A 24488-nucleotide genomic window follows, 5' to 3' on the forward strand; every position below is an offset into this window, starting at 1 on the left:
GTGAACACAGTGACCAGCCCTCAAGTCCAGAGAGCGCCCACTATGCGAGATCCGGCTTCCGCACGGCGACGCGGGCGGCCGGCTCGGCCGCCTCCGGAGCCTAGAGCCGACGCGCCTGGGGGCGGGCGCCGGACACGCTGCTCGTCCGGACCCGTGTCACCGTCGCGCCACCTGGGCGCGCAGTGCCGTCGCGGTCCAGGTCAGCGCGGGTGCCGGACTCTCGGGCGCGGGCCAGTCGTTGACGATCGCGAGCAGGGAAAGGTAGTGGTCCCGGCGCGGATCGTTCATCTGGTCCAGCCGGTCCGCGAGGCGGAGGCGAAGGTCATCAGGGTTCCGCGGGGCCGCGTCGCCGAGGATGTGCGCGTAGTGGGCCGCGAGGGCCGTGATGACCGGTGCCGCCTCGGGTGCGTCGGGCGCGATGCCCTCCGCGAGCGCCGGAGTGGCCTGTGCGCGGACCGCTTCGGCGAGGAGCCGGGGCAGGCCCAGGGAGTCGTCCGGAGCCCAATCGGCCGCCAGGTCCCGCGCCACGCCGTGCAGCGTGGTGCGGAAGTCGGCGTCCCGCATCAGTTCGGCCAACTCGACCCACGCCTCTATCTGTTCCGGTTCCGGTTCGTCCGGCAGCAGCGGGGTCAGCGAGCAGGTGACCGCCGCGAAGGCGGGATGCCGTCGCAGGCCACCGAACACCGAACCGAGGAAGTCGTCGACCAAGTGCTGCCGCTCGGCCTCGGACAGGCCGGCCAGTCGGTGCATGGCATCCATCTCCTGGGGGGTGGAGCCGCGCCTGGCCACGGCCGTGAGCACCGCGCGGCGGTGCCGCAGAATGCGGATCTGTACGTCCAGGGCCTCGGCGTGCGTCGCCGCGACGCGCGCCAGGGAGGCCTCCTGGGCCACGACCTGGCGGACCGCGTCCAAGCCGATGCCCAACTCGCGCAGCGTGCGCACGAGTTCGAGGCGGGCGGCGGCGTCGGAACCGTACAGGCGGTAGCCGGCCGCGGTGCGTTCGGTCGGTCGGTGGCACGATTCCCGTGTCGGAGTAGAACCGGATGGCCTTCACCGTCAGTCCCGTCCGCCGGGCCAGATCACCGATGGAGTAGAGCGTCGTCTCGCCGTTCATGCCCCTAGCCTCACCTCTCCCCCGACAGGAGACTCAAGTCCCTGCGGGGGCGGCACGGGTGCGGACCCGTGCTTCAGGTCTCTCCCTCACCGGCCCTGCGCCGAGCACGGTGCTGCCGGACGAGAAGGATGACGTACGCGGCGAGGGCGGCGGTGAACAGGGCTGCGGCCACGGTGTGCGCCGTGAACCACACAGGGCCCGAGAGATGCCAGATGGCGTCGATGAGATACAGCAGGACCGCCAATGAGAACGTGGCCCTCAGCCGGTTCTTCGCTCTGACTCTCGCTCTGATCCTCGCTGCGGCGATCTTGGAGGTGGGCATCGCGCGGCGATCCGTTCGACACATCGGTCGAGTATGACCGGCCCGGCCCCGGCGGTCAGCGGTGCGGACCGGTCGTTGTGGCCATCGCTCCTTCGCTGTACCGGACCGCTCGGCGGACCGATTCGGCGGAGGCGGCCAGCAGCGGCAGGCGAACGGCCGGGCTGAGGATGCGGTTCTGAGCGTGCAGAACTCCCTTGATCACCGTCGGGTTCGGTTCGGCGAAGAGTGCGGTGGACAGCCGGGCCAGCTCGGCTCCGAGGCTGCGGGCGGGTGCGGCGGAGCCGCGGCGCCACAGCGCGATCATCTCGGCGAAATCGGCGGTGCGCACATGGGCCGACGCGACGATTCCGCCGTGGGCGCCCGCCGCGACGAGCGGCGAGAGGACGACGTCATCACCGCCGAGCAGGGCGAAGCCCGGCGGGGGCGAGCCGAGCAACGCCATGGTGGTCGCGTCGATCGCGCCGGTCGCGTGCTTGATGCCGACGACCTCCGGCAGGCGGCCCAGTGCGGCGATGGTGTCGGCGCCGAGGGTCTGCCCGGTGCGATAAGGGATGTCGTACACGATGAGAGGGAGGCCGCCGTGCTCGGAGAGCGCGGTGAAATGCGCGAGGGTCCCGGCTTCTCCGGGGCGGATGTACGGCGGCGCGGGAACCAGCGCGGCGGCGACATCGCCTCGGTCCGCCAGTTCTCTCAGTGACGTGATGGCGGCGGCGGTGTCGTTGGTGCCGACCCCGACGATGAGCGGCGCCCCGTGGGCCCGGCAGGCGGACGCGCAGACGCGTACCACCGTCTCGCGCTCCTCCGCGCTCAACGTGGCGGTCTCGGCGGTCGTACCGAGGGCTACGAGGCCGGAGGCGCCGGCCGACAGTGTCTCGTCGGCGAGCCGGGCCAGCGCGTCGGGAGCCAGGCGCAGGTCGTCGGTGAACGGGGTCACCAGGGGGACGTACAGGCCGCTGAAGATCGGTTCGGGGTTCATGGTCCCACCCTGGACCACCTCCACCCGGTAGTTCCATTTCAGATTTCTGCCTTCACACCTAAGCTGAACTTATGCTTGATGTCCGTCGTCTTCATCTGCTCCGCGAACTGGACCGGCGGGGCACCATCGCCGCCGTGGCCGAAGCGCTGACCTTCACCGCGTCCGCCGTCTCCCAGCAGCTCGGGGTGCTGGAGAGGGAGGCGGGCGTGCCCCTGCTGGAACGCAGCGGCAGGCGCGTGATCCTCACGCCCGCGGGCCGCTCCCTCGTGGCGCACGCCGACGCGGTGCTGAACCGCCTCGAACAGGCGGCGGCCGAGCTGGCCGGTGCGCGGGACGGCATCGGCGGACCGCTGCGGATCGGGACGTTCCCCTCCGGCGGTCACACCATCGTTCCCGCCGCGCTGGCCGAACTGGCGCATCGGCACCCGGCGTTGGAACCGATGGTGCGGGAGATCGACTCCGCGCGTGTCTCCGACGGTCTGCGAGCCGGTGAGCTGGACGTGGCCCTTGTCCATGACTACGACTTCGTGCCCGCGACCCCGGATACGACCGTGGACGAGGTGCCCCTGCTCGAAGAGCCGATGTACCTCGTCTCCCATGCCGGGGGCGAGGCCATGAGCGCAGGCGATGCCGAGGCCCTGCGTACAGGCGGGGCCGAGGCTTTGCGTACAGGCGGGGCCGCGAAGTCCGGCTCGGGGGACACGCTGGCGGCGCTGCTCGGGCCCTGCGCCGAGGTTCCGTGGATCACCGCGCGGGACGGCACGACCGGTCACACGATGGCCGTACGCGCCTGCCAGGCCGCCGGGTTCCAGCCCAGGATCCGCCACCAGGTCAACGACTTCCGTACCGTGCTGGCTCTGGTCGCCGCCGGACAAGGGGCCGGGTTCGTGCCGGAGATGGCCGCCGTGCCGAGCCCCGCGGGTGTCATGCTGACGAAGCTGCCGTTGTTCCGTCGTTCGAAGGTGGCGTTCCGCGCGGGCGGTGGCGCCCATCCGGCGATCGCCGCTTTCGTGGCGGCGGCGACCACGGCGGTCGACGCCATGGCGGGTTCAGGAGGTCGGGTGAGAAACCCTGCGTGAACCGGCCGACCTCCGGGAACGTGTGTGCCGGGGCCGCAACATCCGTGCCCAGCTGTTGACGTCCGAACGAGAAGGCGATTTTCCGCGATGGCCGATGACGCATACCTGTTCCTCCTTCCTGACCGGCACCCTCGACTGGGAGCGGCCCTCGCTTCCGTCGGCGCCCCGGAACTCACGGAAACCCCTGCCGTGCACGGCTGGCTGCAGGCCCACAACGTCTCCGCCTCCTCCGAGCAGGTCAGGATTCTGCCCGCCGAGGCGGAGTCGCTCATCCCTGCGGACGCCGAGCGGTTGCCGGTGCCGTTGAGCGAGGAGGAAGCGCTGAAGGTGCAGCAGGAGTGCGCGCCTCAGGCCGTCACGGACATGGAGAGCGAACTGCTCGACTTCCGGGAGACGACCCAGGACTGGGAGGCTCTCGTCCACCGGGCCCTGACGGCGGGGATCGCCCCGCAGCGCATCGCCCAGCTCACCGGCCTCGACCCGCAGGAGATCGGCCGCCTGACGGCATGACCGGCTGACCGGTTGGCGGGTTGACCGGCTTCGGTACAGGTGGGCCCGGCCTGTGGTGCGAACGCAAGGCGAAGGGCGCTCGGCAGCCGCCCTTCGCCTCCGGAACCGAAACCGCCACTCACGAGCGTGTGGCGGTTCCGCACCCCGCTTCGCCGGCCTTCCGCTCGCGCGCGTCCATCGACGTGCTCCGGTCGTACGGGTCGACCTCTGGGCCCTTGCCCGAGTCTGCGGCAGCGCCATCCGCGCCGAACTGGGGGTTGAAGTATCCGGTGACGGCGCCGCAGCCGCCGTTGGTGTAGTCGACCTTGTACGAGGCAAGGGAGAACGTCCCCGGCTTGATGGCCACCTTCGCCGGGTCGTCCCAGCTCATCACGATCTCGCGGCGCGCGATCGTACGGGTGACGTCCTCGCTGCCCGCCTCCGCGCGTACGACGGGGTAGACGAAGGTGACGTCGGCGGTCACCTCGACCGCGCCGCGCTCGCCTTCCCGGAACGTGAGCCGTCCGCGCGTCTTGACCACATCTCCGTTGAGCCGCGCCTTCGACTTCTCGAAACGGCTGAACAGCAGCAGCGGATCGTTCTTCCGGCTGGGTGCGCGGAACGTGGCGGCCAGGTAGCCCTGGACGTCCTCCTGTCGCGGATTGATCAACGCGATCGCCTTGTCGGGCCGCTCCCCGCGCAACACTCCGGGGTCCAGACTGGACGCGGCGAGAAAGTCCCGGGACCGGTCGAGGGCCTGCTCGACCTGCGTACGGCTCATCCATCCGGTCGCTCGCGCGGCCGGCAGATGGATTCCGTCCACGCCGTCACGCCACCGCGCGGCGGGCGATCCCCTGAACGGCTCGTCCAGCGTGGGCCGTTGGGCTGCCGACATCGCCGGAGCCTGCCTCGGGCGCTCCGACTCGGCAGGGAGCGACGTGCCCCCGCCGCTCCCGCCGCCGAACCACCCCGTCACCCTTCCCGGATTCAACGCCACCACCAGGAGTCCGACCGCGACCAGCAGACCGACCACGTACCGCGCCTTGCCCCGTCGCCGCTGGGCCGGTCGGTACGTCCGCCACCCCTCCGGCCGATCCGGCTCGTCCCGCAACCGCCGCGCCACGAACCGGGCCCGCGCCGAAGGCTCCTTGGGGGCGCCCTCGGTTCCGGCCTCGGCTTCCTTCAGAAAGCGCTCCCACTCCTCGTCCGATATGGACCCATCCTTACCCACGCCGCGTTCCCGCCCCTTCTTCTGCGTCCGGTCCCTCCCGGGCCCAGACCGTCGTCACTGCATCATCACACAGCTCAACCGCACGCTTGTGCGGGCCAAACGGGGGGCAGAGGCGTCGGCGGCAACCGGAGTGACCCTGTGGGTGAAGGCGGCCAACAGGATGCCGTCCGAGGCCTTCAACGGCCATGTCGGCCAGCGGTCGTCGTGCCGCAGGAACGTGTCAGGACTGGGCGTCCAGCCATTCCTGAAAGGTGGGACCGGCGAGCTTGGCGTGCGGGCCGGGCAGGAACCCACCCGCCGCCGCGATCTCGGCATCGGGTACGCCGGAGCCGTCGACCTCGACGACCTTGACGCCCCGGCGGGCCCCGAGGAGTCCGGCCGCGTCGGCCATGGTCTCCCTGCGCGGCCCGGCGACCTGGGGAATCGGCGTTCCGGGGCTCGGCCGGGCGGGCGCGTCGGGGTCGGTGGCCAGGTCGACCAGCGTTTCGGCCACGGTGCGGCACGCCACGAGCTGGGTGGGCAGCGCCGGGACATAGGCGGTGTCGCCGTGCCGCCAGTCCAAGAGCTGCCCGACGAACTCGTGGAACTGCGCGGCGCGCAGGATGCGAGCGGGCAGCGGGCCGGACAGGTGGGCCTCTTCGTGCACCTGCTGGGCCGCGACGAACCCGGCGGTGGCCTTGTCCGCGCCGATGATGGACACGGCGACGATCCGGTCGACTCCCGCCTGTCGGCCGGCCTCGTGCAGGTTGCGAGTGGCGGTGCGGAAGAACTCCGTGGCGGCCTCTTGGTCGGAGGCGTGCCATGACGCGACGTCAAGGATGACGTCGACCCCGGTGAGCGCCTCGGCCAGGCCGTCTCGGGTGACGATGTCCACGCCGGTGGCCCGGGACATCGGCACGACCTGGTGCCCTCGTTCCGCGAGGACGTCCACGACGTGACGCCCCAGCCGCCCGGTCGCTCCTGCCACCGCGAACTTATAGGTGCTCATGCTCATGCTCGCGGGCATGCCCATGTTCGTACCTTTCGTAGGTGCTTACGTCTGCTACGGGCGCCACGGGGGGTTCGTTCCTTCGGCGCCCTGACGACCACGAGACGCCGCCGCCCCGCCACCCGTAACAGTCACCCGCGTGTGACACAGGCCACTGCGCGCGGGTGTTACGGAGCGGAGAGGGCCGGCGTCTAGTGCGTGGGACAGGGCCAGGAAGGAACGGGCAGGAGCCGGGCATGAGCGAGTGCGGCGAACGAACCACGGGCACAGCCGAACCGCTTGACTCTGCCGCCCGCGAGCAGGTCGACCCCGCCACCGAGGTGTTCGTCGCCCACCGCAATCTGCTGTTCACCGTCGCCTACGAGATGCTCGGTTCGGCCGCCGACGCCGAAGACGTCCTTCAGGAGACCTGGCTGCGATGGGCGGGCGTCGATCCGACCACCGTGCGCGAGAAGCGTGCCTACCTGGTGCGGATCGTCACCCGGCAGGCACTGGACCGGATGCGTGCGCTCGGCCGGCGCAAGGAGTCCTACGTCGGACCATGGCTGCCCGAACCGTTGCTGACCGCGCCGGACGTGGCCGAGGACGTCGAACTCGCCGACAGCATCTCGATGGCGATGCTGCTGGTGATGGAGACACTCGCACCGGTCGAACGGGCGGTGTTCGTGCTCCGCGAGGTGTTCGACCTCGGGTACGACGAGATCGCCGAAGCCGTGGGCAAGAGCCCGGCCGCGGTCCGCCAGCTCGCCTACCGGGCACGGGCACACGTCGCCGCCCGCCGACCACGCGGTGCCGTCTCCCCCGCCCAGACCCGGGCCGCGCTCCAGGCCTTCCAACGAGCGGTCGAAACCGGGGAGTTTCAGACCCTGGTCGACATCCTCGCGCCGGACGTCGTCGCTCTCAGCGACGGCGGCGGAGTCAGACACGCCCTGCTGCGGCCCATCGTGGGCGCGGACAAGGTGGCCCGCCTGCTGGCGGGCGGCTGGTGGCAGCGTGAGGCGGAAAGGTCCGTCGAGCCGGTGCAGATCAACGGCGGTCCCGGACTGCTCGTCCGCGTCGACGGTGAGGTCGACGGTGTCGTGGCCGTGCGGGTCGAGAACGGTTACGTCACCGGGGCCTACCACGTCCGAAACCCCGAGAAGCTGGCACGTGTGGCACGGGAGACCGCCGTCAGCCGCTGACTCCACTTCATCAACCGGTGGCGTCACTGGGTTTCGCCGCCCGCGTGCCCTCATCGCCGGCCCCCCGTAGAGGCGCTCGAACCCGGTGCCTAAGTTGCGGCTGCCGGCAGGAGCGCCGAGGAGTCGGGTTCCAGGCCCGTGGCGAAGCCGCCGAGGACGGCGAGCCGGTCCAGGTCGACGACGGCGATCCGGTTGGCGCCCAACAGGGATACGTAGGCCAGGGGCCGGGTCGGGTGCAGTGACACGGCGGCGGGGGTTCCGTCGAGTTGCAGGGAGCGGATGCGGCGCAGGTCGGTGCTCCAGACGGTGAGGGTGTTGCCGGCGATGTCCGTCACCAGCAGCCGTTCGTCGTCGAGGGTGTAGACGCGCAGGGGGTCTCCGCCCACGTCGCGGCGCCGCCGGATCTTCAGGGTGCGGGCGTCGAGGGCCACCAGCGAGGAACTCTTGCGCGCTCCGACGAACAGCGTCTTCTCGTCCCGGCTCAGGCAGCTGCTCTCGGGCAGCTGCCCCGGAGTCGCCAGGAGCGGCGGGGCGGAGGTGTCATGGGGGCGTACGAGGCTGACCGTGTGGGACAGGAGTCCGGTGACGTAGGCGCGTTCGCCGTCGCGGCTGAGTGTGAACAGGTGGGTCTTCACGCCGTGCGTGGGCACCGCTCTGGTCGGCCCTTGATCGGTGGCCGGGTCGTCGAAACCGAGCAGTACGGCCTTCTCCTCGCTCAGGGCGTACAGCCGGTCGTGTCGGTCCATGCACATTCCGTGGACGCGGTTGAACGGCCGGGTGTCGATGGTCCGGGCGAGGGAGCGCTCGGCCAGGTCGATGACGAAGACCGCGGCGCCGCCCTCACCGACGGTGGAGGACATGCGTACGCCGTAGTGCCCCACATAGGCGAACCGCCGGCGCGTGTCGACGACCATCTCGTGCGGGTGGTCGGGCAGGGGCACGGTCCGCAGGCGCTGTCCCGACGTGGTGTCGTAGAAGCTGACCGCGTGGCCGCTCTTCTCCACCACCACCAGGACGTCGGCATGTGCCGGCCGCGAAGCACCCGTCGCGTCCGCCGCACCGGCGGCGGGCGTGGTCAGGCCGCCCGCCAGGGTTCCCGTACCAGCTGCCTTGATCACCGTTCGACGTGTCACCACAGCCCCACACCTCGGTTTCTCGACAGTTCGCCGTCGCCGCCTGCACCGCCATGCCCCCCCGCCTCGAAGTGCGGTGGAGCGGGCCGGGTGAAAAGAATAGGGAGGGCGGGGCCGGCGTCGACAGGAGATGAGGAGCAGCGTGGAGATCGGTTACAAGCTGGCCGCCGAGGCGTTCGGGCCGGCGGAGCTGGTGAGGCAGGCGGTTCTCGCCGAGGAGGCCGGCTTCGACTTCGTCGAGATCAGCGACCACTACCACCCCTGGCTCGACAACCAGGGCCATTCGCCCTTCGCGTGGACGGTGCTGGGCAGCATCGCGGCCAAGACCTCCCGGATCGGGTTGGCGACCGGCGTGACGTGCCCGACCGTGCGCTACCACCCCGCGATCATCGCGCAGGCGGCCGCGACGCTCGCCCTGGTGTCGGACGGCCGGTTCGTGCTCGGTGTCGGTTCGGGCGAGCGGCTGAACGAGCACGTGGTCGGCCAGGGCTTCCCGGACTCGGTGCGCGTCCGGCACGAGATGTTCAGGGAGTCGCTGGAGATCATCCGGCTGCTGTGGAGCGGTGGGTACCGGTCCTACGACGGCACGTACCTGCGGCTGGAGGACGCCCGGGTGTTCGACCTGCCCGAGGAGTTGCCCCTGATCGCGGTGGCCGCCAGCGGCAAGGCGTCCGCACGGATCGCCGCCGAGCTGGGCGACGGCCTGTTCGCGACCGAGGACAAGCCGGAGATCGTCCGGCACTACCGCGACGCCGGGGGCAACGGCCCGCGCTACGCGGAGGTGCCGATGGCCTGGGCACCCGACGAGCACACCGCGGCGAGGGCCGCGCTGGACACCTCCCGGTGGGCCGTGACCGGCTGGAAGGTCATGAGCGAGCTGCCCAATCCGGTCAACTTCGACGCCGCGACGACGACCGTGCGCGAGGAGGACATCCTGGAGAAGTTCGCCTGCGGCACCGAGCCCTCCCGGTATCTGGAGGTGGCGCGGAAGTTCGTCGACGCCGGCTTCGACAGGCTGGTCATGCAGAACGCGGGGCCCGATCCGGACGGCTTCATCGACTTCTACAAACGCTCGCTCGACGGCCCCATGCGGCAGCTGAAGCCGGACAGCACGGAGAGCTGAGCCCCGCCGCTGGGTCTCGCCGGCGCATGGGGTCACGGGGGCGCCGGTCGGCGCGCCGCACGCATGCGGTACGAAGTCTTCTGTGAACGAACAGATTCAGCCCGCGACCGTTCGTGTGTTCATCGCCCTGGCCCCACCGGACGAGGCGAAGCAGGAACTGGCGCGGGCGCTCGGGCCCGCCTGGGACGACCATCCGCGGATGCGGTGGAACCGCATCGAGGACTGGCACATCACCCTGGCGTTCCTGGGCGAGGTCCCCAGGGCGGTCGTGCCGTCGCTGTGCCCGCCGCTCGCGGACCTCGCGGCGGCGCGTCGTCCGCTCACCCTGTCGCTGCGCGGTGGCGGGCACTTCGACGAGCGGGTGCTGTGGAGCGGGATCGACGGTGACGTCGAGGGGCTGCGCCTGCTGGCCGCCGACGTGCGTGCCGTGGTGAAGGGGTGCGGGGTCAGTCTCGTGGAGCGGGAGTTGCGTCCGCATCTGACGTTGGCCCGGGCCCGCCGGAACACTCCGTCGTGTGCGGTACGGGCGGCCGAGGGTCTCGCCGGGTTCACCGGCCGCCCGTGGCGTGCGGAGCGGCTGCATCTGGTCGCCAGCAACTTCGGCCGCGGGCCTGGGCCCATCCGCTACCGCGACGTCGACGCCTGGCGGTTCGGCGACGGCGCCGGGCGTTCTGCCGGCTAGGGCCTGTCTGACAATTCCCGTCGTCGCCCGGAGGGCGGCCTCGCGGCGTCAGGTGCGTGCTCTCGGCGTGCCGGGCGTAGGGCCTCGTACTGGATGTACTTGGCTCTGCGCCCGGTGCGGCGAGTGGGGGCACCCCCTGCTCGAAGAGCTCGGGGGAGCGTGCATGGCGTCGCGAGGCAGACGGGAATTGTCAGACAGGCCCTAGTCTTCTGAGTCAGGAATTCTGTTCAGATATGAGGCGAGGCGTTCGAGGATCTCGTCTGCGGTCTTGGTCCAGATGGAGGGCTTGGGGTCGGTGTTCCATGCGGCGATCCAGGTCCGGATGTCCTGCTCCAGGGCTTGGACGGTCTTGTGGACGCCTCGCCGTATCTGCTTGTTGGTCAGCTCGGCGAACCACCGCTCCACCAGATTGAGCCAGGACGAACCGGTCGGTGTGAAGTGCAGGTGGAACCTGGGGTGGGCCAGGAGCCAGGTCTTGATGGCAGGGGTCTTGTGGGTGGCGTAGTTGTCCAGCACCAGGTGGACCTCGAGGCCGGCCGGGACTTCCTTGTCGAGCTTGCTGAGGAACTTCTTGAACTCCTCGGCCCGGTGGCGCTGGTGCAGTGAGCCGATCACCTTGCCGGTCGCGACCTCCAGAGCGGCGAACAGGGTGGTGGTGCCGGCCCGGACGTAGTCGTGGGTGGTCCGCTGCGGGACTCCGGGCATCATCGGCAGCACCGGCTGCGAGCGGTCCAGGGCCTGGATCTGTGACTTCTCGTCCACGCAGAACACCAGGGCCCGCTCGGGCGGGTCCAGGTAGAGGCCGACGACGTCGTGGACCTTGTCGACGAAGTACGGATCGGTCGACAGCTTGAACGTCTCCGAGCGGTGCGGCTGCAGGCCGAACGCCCGCCAGATCCGGGACACGGTCGACTGCGACAGGCCCAGTTCCTTCGCCATCGAGCGCGTCGACCAGTGGGTTGCGTTCTTCGGGGTGGACTCCAGCGTCCTGGTGACCAGTGCGGCCACCTGCTCGTCCGTCACTGTGCGAGGACCGCCCGGGCGGGGCATGTCGCCCAGGCCGGCGATCCGGTGCTCGACGAACCTCGCCCGCCAGCGGCCCACCGCGTGGGGAGTCGAGCCGAGGCGAGCCGCCACGTCTTTGTTTGAAGCACCTTCGGCGCAGGCCAGGATGATCCGGCACCTCAAGGCCCACGCCTGCGGTGTGGAACGGCGCCGCACCCACCCCTCGAGGGCGGTCCGTTCCTCACCCGACAGGATCAATTCGGCCTTCGGCCGCCCGGTACGTGCCACAGGCCAAGCTTATACATCTGAATAGAATTCCTGACTCAGAAGACTAGCGCGCCCCCGCCCGCCTTGGGCGACCACCGTGCGTGATCGCGCTACGTCCGCGCCGCGTGCGTCTCGGTCACGCGGCGGCGTACGGAGAAAGTCGGCTGTCGGTACTGACCATGGGGCAGTGGGGGCGGGAGAGTTGAGTTACGAGCTGAGGGCAGTGATCGCGGAGAGCGCTCTGCTGGCCTCGGTGACCAGGGGTATGGACGCCGCTCGCGTTGTCGTTCTGCGGCAAGGTCTGGCGCTGCTGCCCATGTCTGCTGCCTTGTCGAAGGCGGTCACCGATGCCGCCCAGGCTCGTCGTGCCGACTTCTGGAATCTGCCGGCCGGCTTCGACCGCGTACTGGCCGACTGGTCGGAAGAAGGCCCCGTCGCCTATGTCGAGTCCGAGTACTTCGGTGGCGTGGGCGAAGAGAACGTGGCGGTCTGGCGCGACGGGCACCTCACTCTGGGACCGCTTCACCTCCTGGAGGATGAGCTGATGCCGCCCGAAGGCACCCCGGTCTGCCGGGCCTTGCGTGCACTCGGTGCCGTCGCCGGTGCCGGGGGCGATGAGTTCACGAGCGTAGGCCTTGGCGAGCACCGGTGGACCGAGAAGTGGCCGACATGACGGCCTGAGCGTTGCGGCTGCCCCGGTCCGGGTCGATCTGCCCTGCCGCGCCCGCCGTCCCCCGCAGGAGGCGTTTGTCCCCAAACCCTCGCGGATTTGTCCGTGATCGGTAACGAACGGAGCCCTCGGCCACCCCACCTCGTCCTGACATGTGGTCGCAAGGTGACCGGGGATCAGCGAGGGAATGCGCGAAAGGGGCGGACATGGCACGGCACGGTGGCGGGCGGAGCTGGTACGGCAAGGTCATCGGGGCGGCGCTGGGGGTGACGGTGCTCGCCACCGGTGCCTCGGTGTGGACCGCGCAGGCCGGCCCGGAGAGTGACTCCTCGTCGAAGGCGACCGCGCCGGCCAAGCCGGGCGGTGACGTCGAGCCGGTCGCGGCGACCATCGCGCACGCCTCGGAGCAGGGGAAGCGGGGCGTCAACATCACCATCGACGACGGCCCCGACCCCGTATGGACTCCTCAAGTGCTCGACGTGCTGCGGGAGTACGGGGTGAAGGCCACGTTCTGCATGGTGGGGACGCAGGCGCAGGCCCACCCCGACCTGGTGAAGAAGGTGGTCGCGGCCGGGCACCGGCTGTGCGACCACTCGGTGTCGCACAACACCGCCATGGACAAGGACACCGAGGCCTATCAGTCCCGGCAGATACTCGACGCCGAACGCATGATCACCAAGGCGTCCGGGGGTGTGCGACCCATGTATTACCGGGCGCCCGGCGGTGCCTTCACCCCGCACAGCCGCAAGCTCGCCGCCTCCCGTGGCATGCGCCCGCTGGGCTGGAACGTGGACACGAAGGACTTCGAGCGTCCGGGTACGGACGCCATCGTCGCCACCGTCGAGCGGGAGTTGCCCAACGGGCCGACGCTCCTCTTCCACGACGCGGGCGGCGACCGCACCCAGACCGTCGAGGCCCTGCGCCGACTCCTCCCCCGGCTCAAGGGGCAGGGCTACTCCTTCGGCTTCCCGGTGCGCTGAGCCAAGCCCTGAGCCCCGGCCGTGGTCGGCCTCCGCGAGCCCCGCGAGTTCCGTCCTCGCCCGACGGCATCCATCAGACGCGGGGCCCGAGGCACAGCAGCACGACCCGACGCCGGGTTGAGTATGCCTGCTCATCACGGCCTCACGAGCTACTCAACTCACACCAACACCTCGCGCTCCCACCCCACACGACCGAAACCCGGGAGCCCGCCGATACATACGTGTCAGCGGGCCGTCAGCACGAGCTGCGACGATCCGGTCCGGTTCGTCCGACGACCAGGGGTGGTCACCATGCGCAGTGGCAGTGTCCGTGCACGCCGATGGCCGCTCGTGTGGCTCGTTGTCACGGCGCTGTCCGTCGTGGCCGCCCTGCTGGCACCGCCGAGGGCCGCGACGGCCGCCCCCGCGGAGGCCGACGCGCCGGTCAACCTCCTCAACGTCCACAGCGGCAGGTGTATGGAGGTCGAGAACTCCTCCAGCGCCGACGGGGCGAAGGTCCGGCAGTGGGACTGCGACGGCCAGCCCGGCGCACGCTGGCTGCTCCGGCCCTCGGCCGCCTCCTCCGAGGCGGTCAACATCGTGAACGCCCACAGCGGCAAGTGCCTGGCGGTACGCACGGACACACCCGCGGGCGGCACGTCGGCGCCACGTGTCGAGCAGTGGGGCTGCGCCGGCTCACCGGGGATCGACTTCGTGCTGGACAGCCATGCGGAGTCCGCGTGGGTTCTCTCCCGCGCGACCACACCGACGCGCTGCCTGGAGGTGGAGAACTCCTCGGAGCGGCGGGGCGCGCCCATCGTGCTGTCGGCGTGCGCGAACCAGAAGGGGATCGCCTTCCAGCAGCGGCCGGCCCGCGCCGGCAACGACATCCGGCGCGACGACCTCTTCGCCCTGTACGGCTACGACAACGCGGCGGCCTCGCTGTTCCGCTTCCCCACGAACACGGCGGGCGGGTTCGAGCTCCCCGACGTGGCGTGGCACTCCCCCGCCAGTACGTGGAACTTCCCGCTGAGCCATGTCACCGCGGGGGACTTCAACGGGGACGGCCGCCGCGATGTGGCCCTGCTGCGCGGTCAGGGCGACGAATCGATCGCGCTGTTGACGATGCTCGGCACCGCCTCCGGCGGGTACGCCACCCCGTTCAAGTCGTGGGAGCGGCCGCCCGGCAACTGGTGGGGCGCCGCCGTGCAGTTGACCGCAGGCGACTACGACGGCGACGGCCGCGACGAGGTCATGGCGCTGTACGGCTACCACGACGGCAGCGCCGCCCTGTTCCGCTTCCGGACCACGGCCGAGGGAGCCTTCCAGGTCCCCACCACCCCCTGGAAGGTGCCTGCCGGTACCTGGAACTTCGCCCAGAGCCGGCTCACCACGGGTGACTTCGACGCGGACGGGCGCCAGGACGTGGCGTTGTTCAAGGGCACCGCGGACGGCGCCGCCGAACTGATCACCCTTGTCGGCAGGGCGGACGGCGGACTCGGTGCGCCGCTCACGTCCTGGCGGCGGCCGCCGGGCAACTGGTGGGGGGACCACGTGAAACTGACGGCCGGGGATTACGACGGCGACGGCACCGACGAGTTGGTCGCGATGTACGGCTACGACAACGGGGCGGTCTCCCTGTTCCGCTTCGCGACCACCACCGACGGCGGTTTCCAGGTGCCCACCGTGCCCTGGAGCGCCCCGCCCGGCACCTGGGCGTTCGCCCACAGCCACATCGCCTCCGGCGACTACGACCCGGACGGGCGGCGGGACATCGCGCTGTTCAAGGGCACCGCGGACGGAGCGGCCACGCTGCTCACGCTGTCCGGCACCGCGGACGGCAGGCTCACCGGACCGCTCACGTCATGGCAGCGGCCACCGGGCAACTGGTGGGGGGACCACGTGAGGCTGACCTGAACTGACGCCGTGGCCGGGATCGGTGACGTCGAGGTCGTCGTCTTCGACGTCCTGCCGGCCGGCCACGACGGGTCAGCGCTTGCCTCCTTGGGCGTGAGGGTGCACGCCCACCCCGGAGCGGCTGCCTTCGCGAGCGTGGTCCGGCTCCGGTAGGGGGTTTTTGGGCTTTCCGCCGGGGCGCAGGGCAACCACCAGCACGGCTGCCCCGCAGAGGGCGATGAGCATGATCCAGGCCGCGCCGACGTGCATGGCGTGGACAAACGCGTCGTCGGCGGCACCTGCGAGAGCGGGCCGGTGTGCTTCGGTGGCGACGCGCCTGGCCTGTTCGGCGGAGACCCGGGCCCGGTCCTGCACCGAAGCGGGCACGTGGTTCAGCGAGGGTTCGATCGCGTGCCGGTACACGATCGACATGATCGTGCCGCCCACCGCGATGCCGATCACGCTGCCGGTCTGCCGCACGGTGTTGGTGACGGCCGAGCCGGCCCCGGCGCGCTCCAAGGGCAGGGTGCTGATCAACGCCGCCGTCACCGGCCCGAGCACCATGCCGATCGTGAGCCCCTGGACCAGCAACAGGATCTCGATCCAGATGAGGGGGGTGTGCAGTCCGAACAGCCCGTACGCGCCCATGCTGAGCGCCGCCACCGTGAAGGCCGGTCCAGAGACGAGGCGCAGCGACCAGCGGCGGACCAGCCGCGCCCCGAGAGGCGCCCCGAGGACCGCGCCGAGCGCGGTCGGGAGACTGGCCAGACCGGCCTCCATCGGCGAGAGGCCACGCGCGCCCTGCATATAGAACGCGCTGTAGAAGGTGACGGCGGCGACGGCGAAGAGGAGCAGTCCGAGCGCCGCGTTGCCGCCGCCGAAGGCACGCTGCGCGAGCAGGCGGGGGTCGAAGCTGGGCTCCTTGCTGCGCAGTTCGACGAGTACGAAAGCCGTCAGCAGGACCAGTCCGACGGCGATCGGCGCCCAGACGTCCGTACGGCTCCAGGCGGTCACCTGCCCGGCGCGGATCAGTCCGTAGGCCAGCGCCGCGAGACCGCTGATCGACAGCAGCATTCCGGCCGGGTCCAGCGGCCGGGGGGCGGGGCTGCGGAAATTCGGGACCAGTGTGGCGATCCCGGCCAGTGCCAGGGCAGCGACCGGGACATTGACGAGAAAGACCGAACCCCACCAGAAATGGTCGAGGAGCAGCCCTGCGAGCACCGGGCCCGCCGCCATTCCCACACCGGCGGAAGTCGAGGATACGGCGATCGCGCTGGTCCGCGCCGGTCCTGTGAAGGTCCACATGAGGAGGGCCATATTGGCGGGCATGATCAGCGCGCTGCCCATTCCCATCGCGGCGCGAGCGGCAATCAATTGGCCTGCGTCGCTCGCGTATGCCGCCCACATCGACGATCCGGCGAAGACGAGGAGTCCGGCGACGAGCACGGTCCGATGGCCGAAGCGGTCACCCAGTGCGCCCGCGGTGAACATCAAGGTGGCGAAGGTCAGCGTGTAGGAGCCGGTGGCCCATTGCAGCTCGGCCGGGCCGGCGTCCAGGCCGCGGACCGGGTCCGCGAGGGTCTCCAAGGTGGTGCTCAGGACGGTGTTGTCCAGCCAGATGAGCAGCGAGCACAACATGAGTACGGCAAGGATCAACTGCTGCCTCGACTTCGGCAGCGTTGGAGACGCGGTCATGAATACCTTCGGGTGCGATCGGCAAAAGTGACGACTGGACCGTAGGCAATCGCCGCATCCTTGTCAATTAAAAAATTTGCGTTTCGAGTGGAGAGCTGGGGTCATATTTTTGCATCCCAGTCAATTCTCGGCGGGGCATAGTGAGGCGCCTCTGTCAATTTCTGCTCCCATTGTTTATGGGCATGAATTGCGGCGCGCTTCTTCGAGCTGGTCCTCGAGGACGATGATGCGGCAGGCGGCCTCTATGGGGGTGCCCTGGTCGACGAGTTCCCGGGCGCGGGCGGCGATGCGCAGCTGGTGGCGGGAGTAGCGGCGGTGACCGCCCTTGGAGCGCAGCGGGGTGACCAGGCGGTGTTCCCCCAGGGCTCGGAGGAAGGCGGGGGTGACGCCGAGCATGTCGGCGGCCCGGCCCATGGTGTACGCCGGATAGTCGTCATCGTCGAGATGGTCGACGGGACGGGAACGGGCAGGGGCCACAGAACCTCTCCTTCCGGAAACACGCCGACGGGCCCGGGCGCCGTACCGGCACCCGGGCCCCGGGATTTCACCGCCGTCCGCCGGCCGGTCTCGGCCGGCCTTCGTTTCTCCGCTGCCCTTCGCCGGGGGGAGACAGAGGGCAGCGGGAGGATCGCGGATGCGTGACCAGAGACCGGCACGGCAGTTCACCTCTGCCGTGCCGTCTTCGACCGGCCTCCTGACTGACTGCAAGAAAACGTTAGCCCCGGCGGAGCATGATGTCTACTGCGGCCACAGTAGATTTCCTTCACCCGGTCAGTGTTCCGCAAGGGAGTGGCCGGTCAGCAACTCAAGGCGCTGATACAGCACTTGGTGCCCTTCGGGCGTGGGGTGCAACCTGCCCTGCAGCAGTTCGGGGTGCCCCCGCAGCGGTTCCCACAGGTCGACGTGGTCGACCTGGTTCGCATCGCACCAGGCCTGGAGGCACTCACGCAGGGCCAGTGCTCCAGCGTCAGGTGTACGTCGAGGCCGCTGGCGGCGATCACGGCTTCGTCGGTGATCCGCAGCGGCCTGGTCGTGTAACCGTCCAGCGTGGCGGGGTGGTGGGGACGGCTCGGCCGAAGAGCGTCTTCTGGACGCGCTCGTCCAGCAGTGTGCCGAAGGAGAACAGGGTGTGTGAGCGAGATGCGGACACGGTGAGCCGCAGGGCCTTTCTTCAGGGAATGATCACCTCACCCTAACGGCCGGTATGTGTCGTCCCCGTTCGCGCTGCTCCATACCTGCCTACGTGTGCTGCGTGCCTGCGCATGTGTGCTTTCTGCCGAGGGCCGTCACGGCCCGGCGTGTCCGCGAAGGCCCCGCCCGACGCGCCCCCGCACCGGGTCGGCCGTAGCGTTACTGCCATGTGCTGGAGCGCGACGGCCGATCTCGTGGCGGGTGCGGGCATCGCCGCCGTGGGCGTCATCAGTACGGCCCTCGCCGTCCGGCGCCCCCGCGACCTGCCGCTGGCGGCGCTTCCGCTGCTCCTCGGCGTTCACCAGCTCGTCGAGGCAGCGGTCTGGCGCGTCGGCGGCGGTGCGGGGCCCGCCACCGTCGCCTGGGCCGTGATCGCCCTCCCGCTGCTCGCGCTGTGGGTTCCGGCGGGCGTGCTGTGCGCGGCGCCACCGGGCGCCCGCCGCCGCCTGCTGTTCCCGCTCGCCGCGGGGACCGTGACGGCGACGGCACTCGCGTACGCGCTGGCGACCCGTACCGTGACGGCCGACATCCGTGGCCACACGGTCGGGTACGCCCTCGGGCTGCCGCGGCCGGAACTGGTCGTCGCCGGTTACCTGCTCGCCACCATCGGGTCCCTGCTGCTGTCCGGCAACCGCGGTCTTGTCCTGTTCGGCGTGCTGGTCGCCGTCGGGGCCGCGGTATGCGTGGCGCTGTGGCGTCAGGAGTACATCTCCACGTGGTGCGCGTTCGCCGCCGTGTGCTCGGTGGTCCTGCTGGCCTGGGTCAGGAGACGCCGTCCGCCCGCGCCCGGGGCGTCGCCGCCTCGGAGTTACCGAGCTGCCTGAACCACGCCTGTGCCGTGGGTCGTTCGCGTTCCGGAACCGGTTGGCCCGGTGGGAGCAGACGCTCCCCGCGGGGCTCAGTCCTGCGCGGCGGCTTCGAACGTCGCCGCGCGGACCGCCTCGAACAGTGCGGTCACGTCCTGGCCGGTGAGCCCCGCCGACCGCGCCTGACGCATCCACTCCGCCAGGGCGGTCTGCAGCGGTGAGTCCGGCCCGGCCTGGGGGCGGGCGAGGGAGCGGGTGATGAAGGTGCCCGCCCCCTGGCGGACCTCGGCGAGGCCGGCGCGTTCCAGCTCGCGGTACGCCTTCAGCGTCGTGTTCGGGTTGACCTTGGTGGCCGCCGCGACCTGCGCCGCGGTGGGCAGACGGTCGCCCTCGACCAACGCACCCATGCGCAGGGCCTGTTCGACCTGCCGGACGATCTGCAGATACGTGGCCACGCCGCTGCGCCGGTCGATACGGAATTCGACCACTGTCCCCACTCTCTGCTCGCCTGCCGACACCTTACGTACCCGCTGCCCCGGCTCGCCCTAGAGGGGCCGCCGCGTCGCCCACCACAGGATAAAGACGGCCACGACGGCGGTGCCGCCGAGCAGCAGACCGGCTCCGGTCCACTGCATGCCGGGCATCTGGTCGTAACCGAAGTACTCGATGACGTTGTTGACGATGCCGTGCTCCTTGATGCAGGCGTTGGTGGCCCGCTCGGTCTGCTCGGCGCAGGTGCCCCATCCGTAGAGCTGTCCGTCCGCGGTGCCGATCCACCGGTCGGACTCGACCGCCTGGTCGAGGAAGGCCGGGCTGTCGGCGTTCAGCGGGTAGGTGAACAGCCGCGGTGTGGCCAGCCGGCCGCGGACCTCGCTCCAGGCGAGTTCGACGGCCATGGAGAAGAGGAAGGTCACCATCATCGCCGGCAGTACGCGGCGCAGGAGCATGCCGATCGCGATGCCGCAGGTGGTGAGGAAGAGGGAGAGCGCCGTCGGCATCGGTCCTGTCGAGTCGAAGACCTCGCCCTGCAGCCACTCAGCGGGGAGGGCCTCGCGGTAGGGCTCCCACCACCAGGTGAACAGCGCGCCGAGCACCGCCGTGGACACGAGCACCACCGAGAGGCAGCCGATCAGCTTGGCCGCGAGCCAGCGGCGGCGCGGCACCGACTGGGTGGTGACCAGTTGGGCGGTCCCCTGCTCCTGGTCACCCGCGATCAGCGGCGCGCCCAGGAAGACGCCGAGGATCACGGGCAGGCCGCCCAGGACCCCGGTCATGTACTGAAATCCCTTGGGGTCATTGGGGAGATGGACGTCCTTGCCGGGCCAGCCGAGCCGATCCAGCATGGAGACCATCTCGCCGCGCTGGTAGACGATCATGGCCGCGCCGAGCAGGGTCGCGGCGCCGATGAGCCACAGCGCGGTGCGGTGCTGGCGTGCGACGAGCCAGGTGACGCCGTGCAGCAGGCCCGGCCTCTTGGCGGACTTTCCGGTGCGCGGCCCGGCGGTCTGGGCGGTGGTGCTCATGCGGCGTGGATTCCTTCGGCCTCGATACGGGCGGCACGGGTGAACAGCGGTTCCGTGCCCGGTGAGCGGAGGTGGGCGAGCAGGACTTCCTCCAGGCTCGGCTCGGAGACCTCCCAGTCCGGGGCGAGCGGGCCGTGGGGCCGCAGGAGGGCACGGAACTGGCGCCCCGACACCCGGAATTCGACCACCGTGTGAGGGCTGAGGTCCGCGGGCGGCTTGCCGTCGGGCGCGAGTCCGGTCACCAGGGCGTGGGCCGGGACGAGTTCGTCGGCGTCGCCGGCCATCCGGAGTTGGCCGTCCGCGATGACCAGGAGGAAGTCGCACATGTCCTCCAGCTCGGCGAGCATGTGGGAAGACATCACCACCGTGGTGCCGCGCTCGACGGCCTCGGACAGCAGCAGGGAACTCATCTCGTCGCGGGCCACCGGGTCCAGGTCGGCCATCGGCTCGTCGAGCAGCAGGAGGTCGGGCCGCTTGCCGAAGGCGAGGGCGAACGCGACGCGGGTGCGCTGACCGCCGGAGAGCGTACCGACCCTGGCGTCCATGGGCACCGGCCCCGCCCGTACGATCCGCTCCGCCGCGGCCATGTCCCAGCCGGGGTTCAGCTCGGCGCCCATCCGCAGGGTCTCGGCGACGGTGAACCGCTTGAACAGCGGCTTGTCCTGAGAGAGGAACGCGTACCGGGGCATCGCGGCCGGGTCGTCCACGGGCACGCCGAAGACGCGGAGTTCGCCCTCGGTGGGGGTCACCAGGCGGGTGGCGAGCCCCAACAGGGTGCTCTTTCCGGCGCCGTTGGGGCCGACGAGCCCGCAGATCCGCCCGGCGGGCAGCCGGAAGGAGCAGTCGCGCAGCGCCCATCCGCGTCCGTAGCGCTTGCCCAGGCCGCGGGCCTCGAGCGCGGCGGCGCTCAAGGGGTCGCCGGCCTCGGTGATGTCGGCAGGGGTCATGTGCACCAAGCGCCTCTCTCGATTCCATTAAACAATTAATGGAATGATGATCTGTGGCGCCGTGTCTGTCAAACAGCGTCGGCAGCGGGCGCGGTGGCGGCGCACGCCTCGGCTTCCGCGCGATAGCGCTCCACCGGGCCGAGCGTCAGAAGGCCGCTTGCGGCGCCGGCCTCCTCGTCACGGGCCGCACCCAGGGCCGTCGCGGCACGCGCGGCCGTCTCGCGGTCGCCGAGGCGCACGGCGGCACGGGCGGTGAGGCACCAGAGGGCCTCCTGGAGGTGTCCGCGTGGCGGTTCGGGCGCCGCGGCGAGGGCGGTGCGCGCCTCCTCCGGCCTGTTCCGGGCGAGGAGTACGAGCGGTGCCGCCCAGGGCAGGTGCGGACCCCAGTCGTACTGGGGGTCGGTGGGAGCGGGGCGGTCGTGCAGCAGGCGCAGCCCGAGCAGGGCGAGCGGGAGGAGGCCGTGACGCAGCCCCGGCATCCCACCCGTCCTGAGGGCCTCGTCGGCGGCACGGTAGGCGGCCGCTGCCGCCGCGGCGGTGGGTCCGCCCGCTTCGGTGCTCCGGGCGGCGGTGACGCGGGCCCGGAACCACCGGGTGAGGACGGACACGAGAGGGGACTCGTGGACGGCGGCCAGCTCTTCCGCGGCGGTCGCGTGCGCGACGCCGCCCGTGAGGTCACCGCGGGCCGACGCGGACTGCATCCGTACGAGCCGACCCAGGATCGCGAAGGTCGGCAGGGCGTGGCGGGTGGCGAGCGAGACGAGTTCGGCCCCGATCTCGTCCCGTTCCTGCGCGAGCCCTGGACGCGCGAAGGACTGGAGGAACACGCCGTTGAGTGCGAAGGCGAGCAGCGCGGGATCACCCAGGTCCCGCGCCAGGGCTTCGGCCTGGTGTGCGGCTCGGCGCGCGTTCTCGGCGGCAGCTCCGTGGGTGTCCGCGCTGCGGCTCTCGACGGCGATGGTGGCGAGGAGCCGGGCTCTCAGGTCGGCGGGCCCGCCGGGGCCGAGCGCGGTGAGCGTGCGCTCGGCGGCCGACACGACGGCGCGCGACTGCTCGGGGTCGTCCGCGCGGCTCCAGATGGCGGGCACGTCGTAGGCGCCGATGACGCGGGCGGTCAGCGCGACGTCCCCGGTACGTTCGGCCGCCTCGATCGCCGCGAGGCGGTTGCGCCGGGAGAGGACGAGGGCGTCGCTGCCCGCGAGGGCGAGCGTGCGGGCGAGGTCCACGGTCGTACGGGGGCCCAGCCGGACGTCGGCGCCCGGCCAGACGCGAGGCGCCGCTTCGAGGCTCGTGGACCGGTTGAGGATGTCGGCCTCAAGGCGTCGCAGAGCGGTGCCGGGGTCGAGCCCCAGTTGCTCCACGAGCATCGTGCGGGCCCGGCGCAGCGTGGCCAGGGCGTCGGCCTGCCGCCCGGCGCGGTAAAGGGCGCGGGCGAGCAGCCCCCAGGCGGGTTCGCGCCATGGGTGCTCGGCGACGTGTGCGCCCAGTTCGGCGACGAGGTCGCAGCCCTGGCCGTCGTCGAGGAGGATGCCGGCGCGCAGTTCCACGGCCTGAAGCCGCAGCTCTTCGAGCCGGGTCCTCTCCCGCTGGGCCCATGCCGCGTCGGGCAGGTCGGCGTAGGCCGGCCCGCGCCACGGGGACAGTGCCTCGCCGAGGGCGGTCACACCTTCGGGAGATCGGCGTGCCTCTGCCAGGGCGTCCTCGAACCGGTGGACGTCCACGGCCGGGCGGGGCAGGCGCAGCGCGTAGCCCGTGCCTTCCGTGACGAGCACGCGGGGCGGGGTCCGGGGCGGCCGGTCGGGTTCGATGGCGCGGCGGAGCGCGGCGACGAACGTGCGCAGTGCGCCGAGGGCGCGGGCGGGGGGCGCGGGCCAGAGGTCGTCGACGAGGGTGTCCGCGGTGACCATCCTGCCCTCCGCCGCGACGAGCCGGGCGAGCACTTCGCGGTGCCGGGGTCCGCCGAGGTCGATCGGGCGGCCGTCGTCGTCCCACGCCCGTACCGCGCCAAGTACATCGATCCGCATGCCTCCATCGTCCGGCATCTGGTCCGAGCCGAGGCGCGGCGCTGATCGGCTGCTGATCGACGCCTCGCCACGCCGCTGCTGATCGCCGTCCCGCCATGCTGATCGGCTGCTCATCGCCGTCGCCCACCCTGAGCCCGTCAGTCACCACCCGGCTCGGGGAAAGGACCCCCACATGACACTCGGTATTCCCGGCTTCCGACACGTGCGCCTGCCCGGCGCGGACGGCGTGGAGCTGTCCGCGGCGATCGGCGGCGATGACAACGGCAGCCCGGTCGTCCTCCTGCACGGCTTCCCCCAGACACATCTGATGTGGCGGCACGTCGCGGCAAAGCTGGCCGCCGAGCACACCGTCATCTGCCCTGACCTGCGCGGTTACGGTGCGAGTGACAAGCCGGCGGCCACGAGTCCCGACGTGTACGCGAAGCGCGCGATGGCCGCCGACACCGTGTCGCTCGCGGCGGCGCTCGGCCACGACCGCTTCGCCCTGGTCGGCCACGACCGCGGTGCCCTTGTCGCTTTCCGGGCCGGGCTGGACCACCCGGAGACCGTCACACACCTCGGCGTCCTCGATGTCGTACCGACACTCGACATGTGGAAGGTGCTGCACGGCGTCTCCGCCGCCGTCGGCTACCACCTCTTCCTCATGGCGCAGCCACCGGGACTGCCGGAGACCATGATCGCCAACAGCGCGGACGCGTTCTTCGGCTCCTTCCTCGATGCCTGGGCACGCGACCCGGCCGCGATCCCGGACGGGGTGCGCGCCGAGTATCTGCGGGCGAGCGCCGCGGCCGTGCCCTCGATCGTGGCCGACTACCGCGCCTCCGCGGGCGTCGACGTCGCGCACGACCAGGCGGACTTCGACGCCGGTTCCCAGTTCGCGATGCCCGTCACGGTCATCCAGCAGGACTGGGGAGCCCGGCTCGGTTACGACGCCGCTCAGGTCTGGCAGGCCTGGGCGCCGGACCTCGATCACCGGCTCACCCGCGCGGGGCACTTCATGGCGGAAGACGCTCCCGACGAGATCGCGGAAGCGATCCGGGAACTCCTGCGGCGCTGACACCCGCTCATCCGCGCCGCCGCCGCCCGTGCACCTGCGCCGCCCCGCGCACATGCGCCCCCGTTCATATGCGTCCCCCGTTCGCGCCTTTGGTGAAGTTGATCCGGTTTTCGAACAGGCTCTACGCTTC

Annotated in this window: 23 protein-coding genes and 1 pseudogene; 11 read left to right on the top strand and 13 right to left on the bottom strand. The window is 71.0% G+C overall.

Translation table 11 applies throughout. The features are described from left to right. Positions 1-156: 156 nt before the first annotated feature. The 3 genes and pseudogenes from J2N69_RS00650 to J2N69_RS00660 all read right to left on the bottom strand — a co-directional run bounded on the left by J2N69_RS00650 (position 157) and on the right by J2N69_RS00660 (position 2412). A pseudogene (locus tag J2N69_RS00650) lies at positions 157-1114 on the bottom strand (MerR family transcriptional regulator). A gap of 73 nt (positions 1115-1187) precedes the next feature. Then, positions 1188-1436 (bottom strand): hypothetical protein, encoded by a 249-nt coding sequence (locus J2N69_RS00655; RefSeq protein WP_230898915.1) that lies wholly within the window; start codon positions 1434-1436, stop codon positions 1188-1190. Between the two features lie 55 nt (positions 1437-1491). After that, entirely contained in the window at positions 1492-2412 is a 921-nt protein-coding gene (locus J2N69_RS00660; protein ID WP_230898916.1) for a 4-hydroxy-tetrahydrodipicolinate synthase family protein, read from the bottom strand. 71 nt (positions 2413-2483) lie between these two features. Between J2N69_RS00660 and J2N69_RS00665 the strand changes: the two genes are divergently transcribed. After that, complete coding sequence (locus J2N69_RS00665; RefSeq protein ID WP_230898917.1) at positions 2484-3491, top strand: LysR family transcriptional regulator; 1008 nt, start codon at positions 2484-2486, stop codon at positions 3489-3491. Between the two features lie 87 nt (positions 3492-3578). Next, positions 3579-4001 carry a DUF6003 family protein gene (locus tag J2N69_RS00670; protein WP_127909369.1) on the top strand — a complete coding sequence of 141 codons (423 nt, stop codon included), beginning with the start codon at positions 3579-3581 and terminating at the stop codon, positions 3999-4001. A gap of 118 nt (positions 4002-4119) precedes the next feature. On the opposite strand, the gene J2N69_RS00675 is transcribed toward J2N69_RS00670, so the two are convergent. Together J2N69_RS00675 and J2N69_RS00680 are read right to left on the bottom strand one after the other, a co-directional pair. Beyond that, entirely contained in the window at positions 4120-5211 is a 1092-nt protein-coding gene (locus tag J2N69_RS00675) for a hypothetical protein (RefSeq protein ID WP_230898918.1), read from the bottom strand. A gap of 220 nt (positions 5212-5431) precedes the next feature. Next, positions 5432-6217, bottom strand: a complete 786-nt coding sequence (locus J2N69_RS00680; protein WP_230898919.1) for an SDR family oxidoreductase — start codon at positions 6215-6217, stop codon at positions 5432-5434. 218 nt (positions 6218-6435) lie between these two features. On the opposite strand from J2N69_RS00680, the gene J2N69_RS00685 reads away from it, so the two are divergent. Beyond that, entirely contained in the window at positions 6436-7380 is a 945-nt protein-coding gene (locus J2N69_RS00685; RefSeq protein ID WP_230898920.1) for an RNA polymerase sigma-70 factor, read from the top strand. Between the two features lie 89 nt (positions 7381-7469). Here J2N69_RS00685 and J2N69_RS00690 read toward each other — a convergent pair whose 3' ends face one another. Next, on the bottom strand, positions 7470-8516 hold the full coding sequence (locus J2N69_RS00690; RefSeq protein ID WP_230898921.1) for a YncE family protein: 1047 nt from the start codon (positions 8514-8516) through the stop codon (positions 7470-7472). Positions 8517-8655: 139 nt separating this feature from the next. On the opposite strand from J2N69_RS00690, the gene J2N69_RS00695 reads away from it, so the two are divergent. Together J2N69_RS00695 and thpR are read left to right on the top strand one after the other, a co-directional pair. After that, complete coding sequence (locus J2N69_RS00695) at positions 8656-9636, top strand: TIGR03557 family F420-dependent LLM class oxidoreductase (protein WP_230904528.1); 981 nt, start codon at positions 8656-8658, stop codon at positions 9634-9636. Between the two features lie 82 nt (positions 9637-9718). Next, positions 9719-10318 carry an RNA 2',3'-cyclic phosphodiesterase gene (thpR, locus tag J2N69_RS00700; protein WP_230898922.1) on the top strand — a complete coding sequence of 200 codons (600 nt, stop codon included), beginning with the start codon at positions 9719-9721 and terminating at the stop codon, positions 10316-10318. A gap of 201 nt (positions 10319-10519) precedes the next feature. Here thpR and J2N69_RS00705 read toward each other — a convergent pair whose 3' ends face one another. Further along, complete coding sequence (locus J2N69_RS00705; RefSeq protein ID WP_230898903.1) at positions 10520-11611, bottom strand: IS630 family transposase; 1092 nt, start codon at positions 11609-11611, stop codon at positions 10520-10522. Between the two features lie 181 nt (positions 11612-11792). Between J2N69_RS00705 and J2N69_RS00710 the strand changes: the two genes are divergently transcribed. From J2N69_RS00710 to J2N69_RS00720, 3 genes are all read left to right on the top strand, one after another. Beyond that, entirely contained in the window at positions 11793-12263 is a 471-nt protein-coding gene (locus J2N69_RS00710) for a hypothetical protein (RefSeq protein WP_230898923.1), read from the top strand. A 203-nt stretch (positions 12264-12466) separates the two neighbouring features. Continuing rightward, on the top strand, positions 12467-13240 hold the full coding sequence (locus J2N69_RS00715) for a polysaccharide deacetylase family protein (RefSeq protein ID WP_230898924.1): 774 nt from the start codon (positions 12467-12469) through the stop codon (positions 13238-13240). A 291-nt stretch (positions 13241-13531) separates the two neighbouring features. Next, on the top strand, positions 13532-15136 hold the full coding sequence (locus J2N69_RS00720) for an RICIN domain-containing protein (RefSeq protein ID WP_230898925.1): 1605 nt from the start codon (positions 13532-13534) through the stop codon (positions 15134-15136). Positions 15137-15208: 72 nt separating this feature from the next. Here J2N69_RS00720 and J2N69_RS00725 read toward each other — a convergent pair whose 3' ends face one another. Together J2N69_RS00725 and J2N69_RS00730 are read right to left on the bottom strand one after the other, a co-directional pair. Beyond that, positions 15209-16810: an MFS transporter gene (locus J2N69_RS00725; RefSeq protein ID WP_230898926.1), complete on the bottom strand. Its 1602-nt coding sequence runs from the start codon at positions 16808-16810 to the stop codon at positions 15209-15211. 174 nt (positions 16811-16984) lie between these two features. Beyond that, positions 16985-17287 carry a helix-turn-helix domain-containing protein gene (locus tag J2N69_RS00730; RefSeq protein ID WP_230898927.1) on the bottom strand — a complete coding sequence of 101 codons (303 nt, stop codon included), beginning with the start codon at positions 17285-17287 and terminating at the stop codon, positions 16985-16987. 297 nt (positions 17288-17584) lie between these two features. Here J2N69_RS00730 and J2N69_RS00735 point away from each other — a divergent pair, with 297 nt between their 5' ends. Both J2N69_RS00735 and J2N69_RS00740 read left to right on the top strand, forming a co-directional pair. Further along, positions 17585-17848, top strand: coding sequence for a hypothetical protein (locus J2N69_RS00735; protein WP_230898928.1), 264 nt, complete (start codon positions 17585-17587; stop codon positions 17846-17848). Between the two features lie 320 nt (positions 17849-18168). Beyond that, positions 18169-18825, top strand: coding sequence for a DUF6629 family protein (locus J2N69_RS00740; protein ID WP_230898929.1), 657 nt, complete (start codon positions 18169-18171; stop codon positions 18823-18825). 74 nt (positions 18826-18899) lie between these two features. Here the strand turns inward: J2N69_RS00740 and J2N69_RS00745 are convergent, their stop codons facing one another. The 4 genes from J2N69_RS00745 to J2N69_RS00760 form a co-directional block, all read right to left on the bottom strand. Further along, on the bottom strand, positions 18900-19304 hold the full coding sequence (locus tag J2N69_RS00745; RefSeq protein ID WP_230898930.1) for a GntR family transcriptional regulator: 405 nt from the start codon (positions 19302-19304) through the stop codon (positions 18900-18902). Between the two features lie 48 nt (positions 19305-19352). Then, positions 19353-20330, bottom strand: a complete 978-nt coding sequence (locus J2N69_RS00750; RefSeq protein WP_230898931.1) for an ABC transporter permease — start codon at positions 20328-20330, stop codon at positions 19353-19355. After that, complete coding sequence (locus J2N69_RS00755) at positions 20327-21277, bottom strand: ABC transporter ATP-binding protein (RefSeq protein ID WP_230898932.1); 951 nt, start codon at positions 21275-21277, stop codon at positions 20327-20329. The genes J2N69_RS00750 and J2N69_RS00755 overlap by 4 nt, the downstream gene beginning before the upstream one ends. 68 nt (positions 21278-21345) lie before the next feature. After that, positions 21346-23301, bottom strand: coding sequence for an AfsR/SARP family transcriptional regulator (locus tag J2N69_RS00760; RefSeq protein ID WP_230904529.1), 1956 nt, complete (start codon positions 23299-23301; stop codon positions 21346-21348). A gap of 172 nt (positions 23302-23473) precedes the next feature. Here J2N69_RS00760 and J2N69_RS00765 point away from each other — a divergent pair, with 172 nt between their 5' ends. Beyond that, the gene (locus J2N69_RS00765) at positions 23474-24358 is read left to right on the top strand and encodes an alpha/beta fold hydrolase (protein WP_230898933.1); all 885 of its coding nucleotides are present in this window, start codon (positions 23474-23476) and stop codon (positions 24356-24358) included. The last annotated feature ends 130 nt before the right edge of the window (positions 24359-24488 follow it).

The sequence above is a fragment of the Streptomyces huasconensis genome, from assembly GCF_021028635.1.
Lineage (GTDB): Bacteria > Actinomycetota > Actinomycetes > Streptomycetales > Streptomycetaceae > Streptomyces > Streptomyces huasconensis.

Excerpts from the sequence above, each read along its gene's own strand:
- J2N69_RS00655 (WP_230898915.1), bottom strand. The coding sequence starts at position 1,436 with ATGCCCACCTCCAAGATCGCCGCAGCGAGGATCAGAGCGAGAGTCAGA.
- J2N69_RS00660 (WP_230898916.1), bottom strand. The coding sequence starts at position 2,412 with ATGAACCCCGAACCGATCTTCAGCGGCCTGTACGTCCCCCTGGTGACC.
- J2N69_RS00665 (WP_230898917.1), top strand. The coding sequence starts at position 2,484 with ATGCTTGATGTCCGTCGTCTTCATCTGCTCCGCGAACTGGACCGGCGG.
- J2N69_RS00670 (WP_127909369.1), top strand. The coding sequence starts at position 3,579 with ATGGCCGATGACGCATACCTGTTCCTCCTTCCTGACCGGCACCCTCGA.
- J2N69_RS00680 (WP_230898919.1), bottom strand. The coding sequence starts at position 6,217 with ATGCCCGCGAGCATGAGCATGAGCACCTATAAGTTCGCGGTGGCAGGA.
- J2N69_RS00685 (WP_230898920.1), top strand. The coding sequence starts at position 6,436 with ATGAGCGAGTGCGGCGAACGAACCACGGGCACAGCCGAACCGCTTGAC.
- J2N69_RS00715 (WP_230898924.1), top strand. The coding sequence starts at position 12,467 with ATGGCACGGCACGGTGGCGGGCGGAGCTGGTACGGCAAGGTCATCGGG.
- J2N69_RS00720 (WP_230898925.1), top strand. The coding sequence starts at position 13,532 with ATGCGCAGTGGCAGTGTCCGTGCACGCCGATGGCCGCTCGTGTGGCTC.
- J2N69_RS00725 (WP_230898926.1), bottom strand. The coding sequence starts at position 16,810 with ATGACCGCGTCTCCAACGCTGCCGAAGTCGAGGCAGCAGTTGATCCTT.
- J2N69_RS00740 (WP_230898929.1), top strand. The coding sequence starts at position 18,169 with ATGTGCTGGAGCGCGACGGCCGATCTCGTGGCGGGTGCGGGCATCGCC.
- J2N69_RS00750 (WP_230898931.1), bottom strand. The coding sequence starts at position 20,330 with ATGAGCACCACCGCCCAGACCGCCGGGCCGCGCACCGGAAAGTCCGCC.
- J2N69_RS00755 (WP_230898932.1), bottom strand. The coding sequence starts at position 21,277 with ATGACCCCTGCCGACATCACCGAGGCCGGCGACCCCTTGAGCGCCGCC.
- J2N69_RS00760 (WP_230904529.1), bottom strand. The coding sequence starts at position 23,301 with ATGCGGATCGATGTACTTGGCGCGGTACGGGCGTGGGACGACGACGGC.
- J2N69_RS00765 (WP_230898933.1), top strand. The coding sequence starts at position 23,474 with ATGACACTCGGTATTCCCGGCTTCCGACACGTGCGCCTGCCCGGCGCG.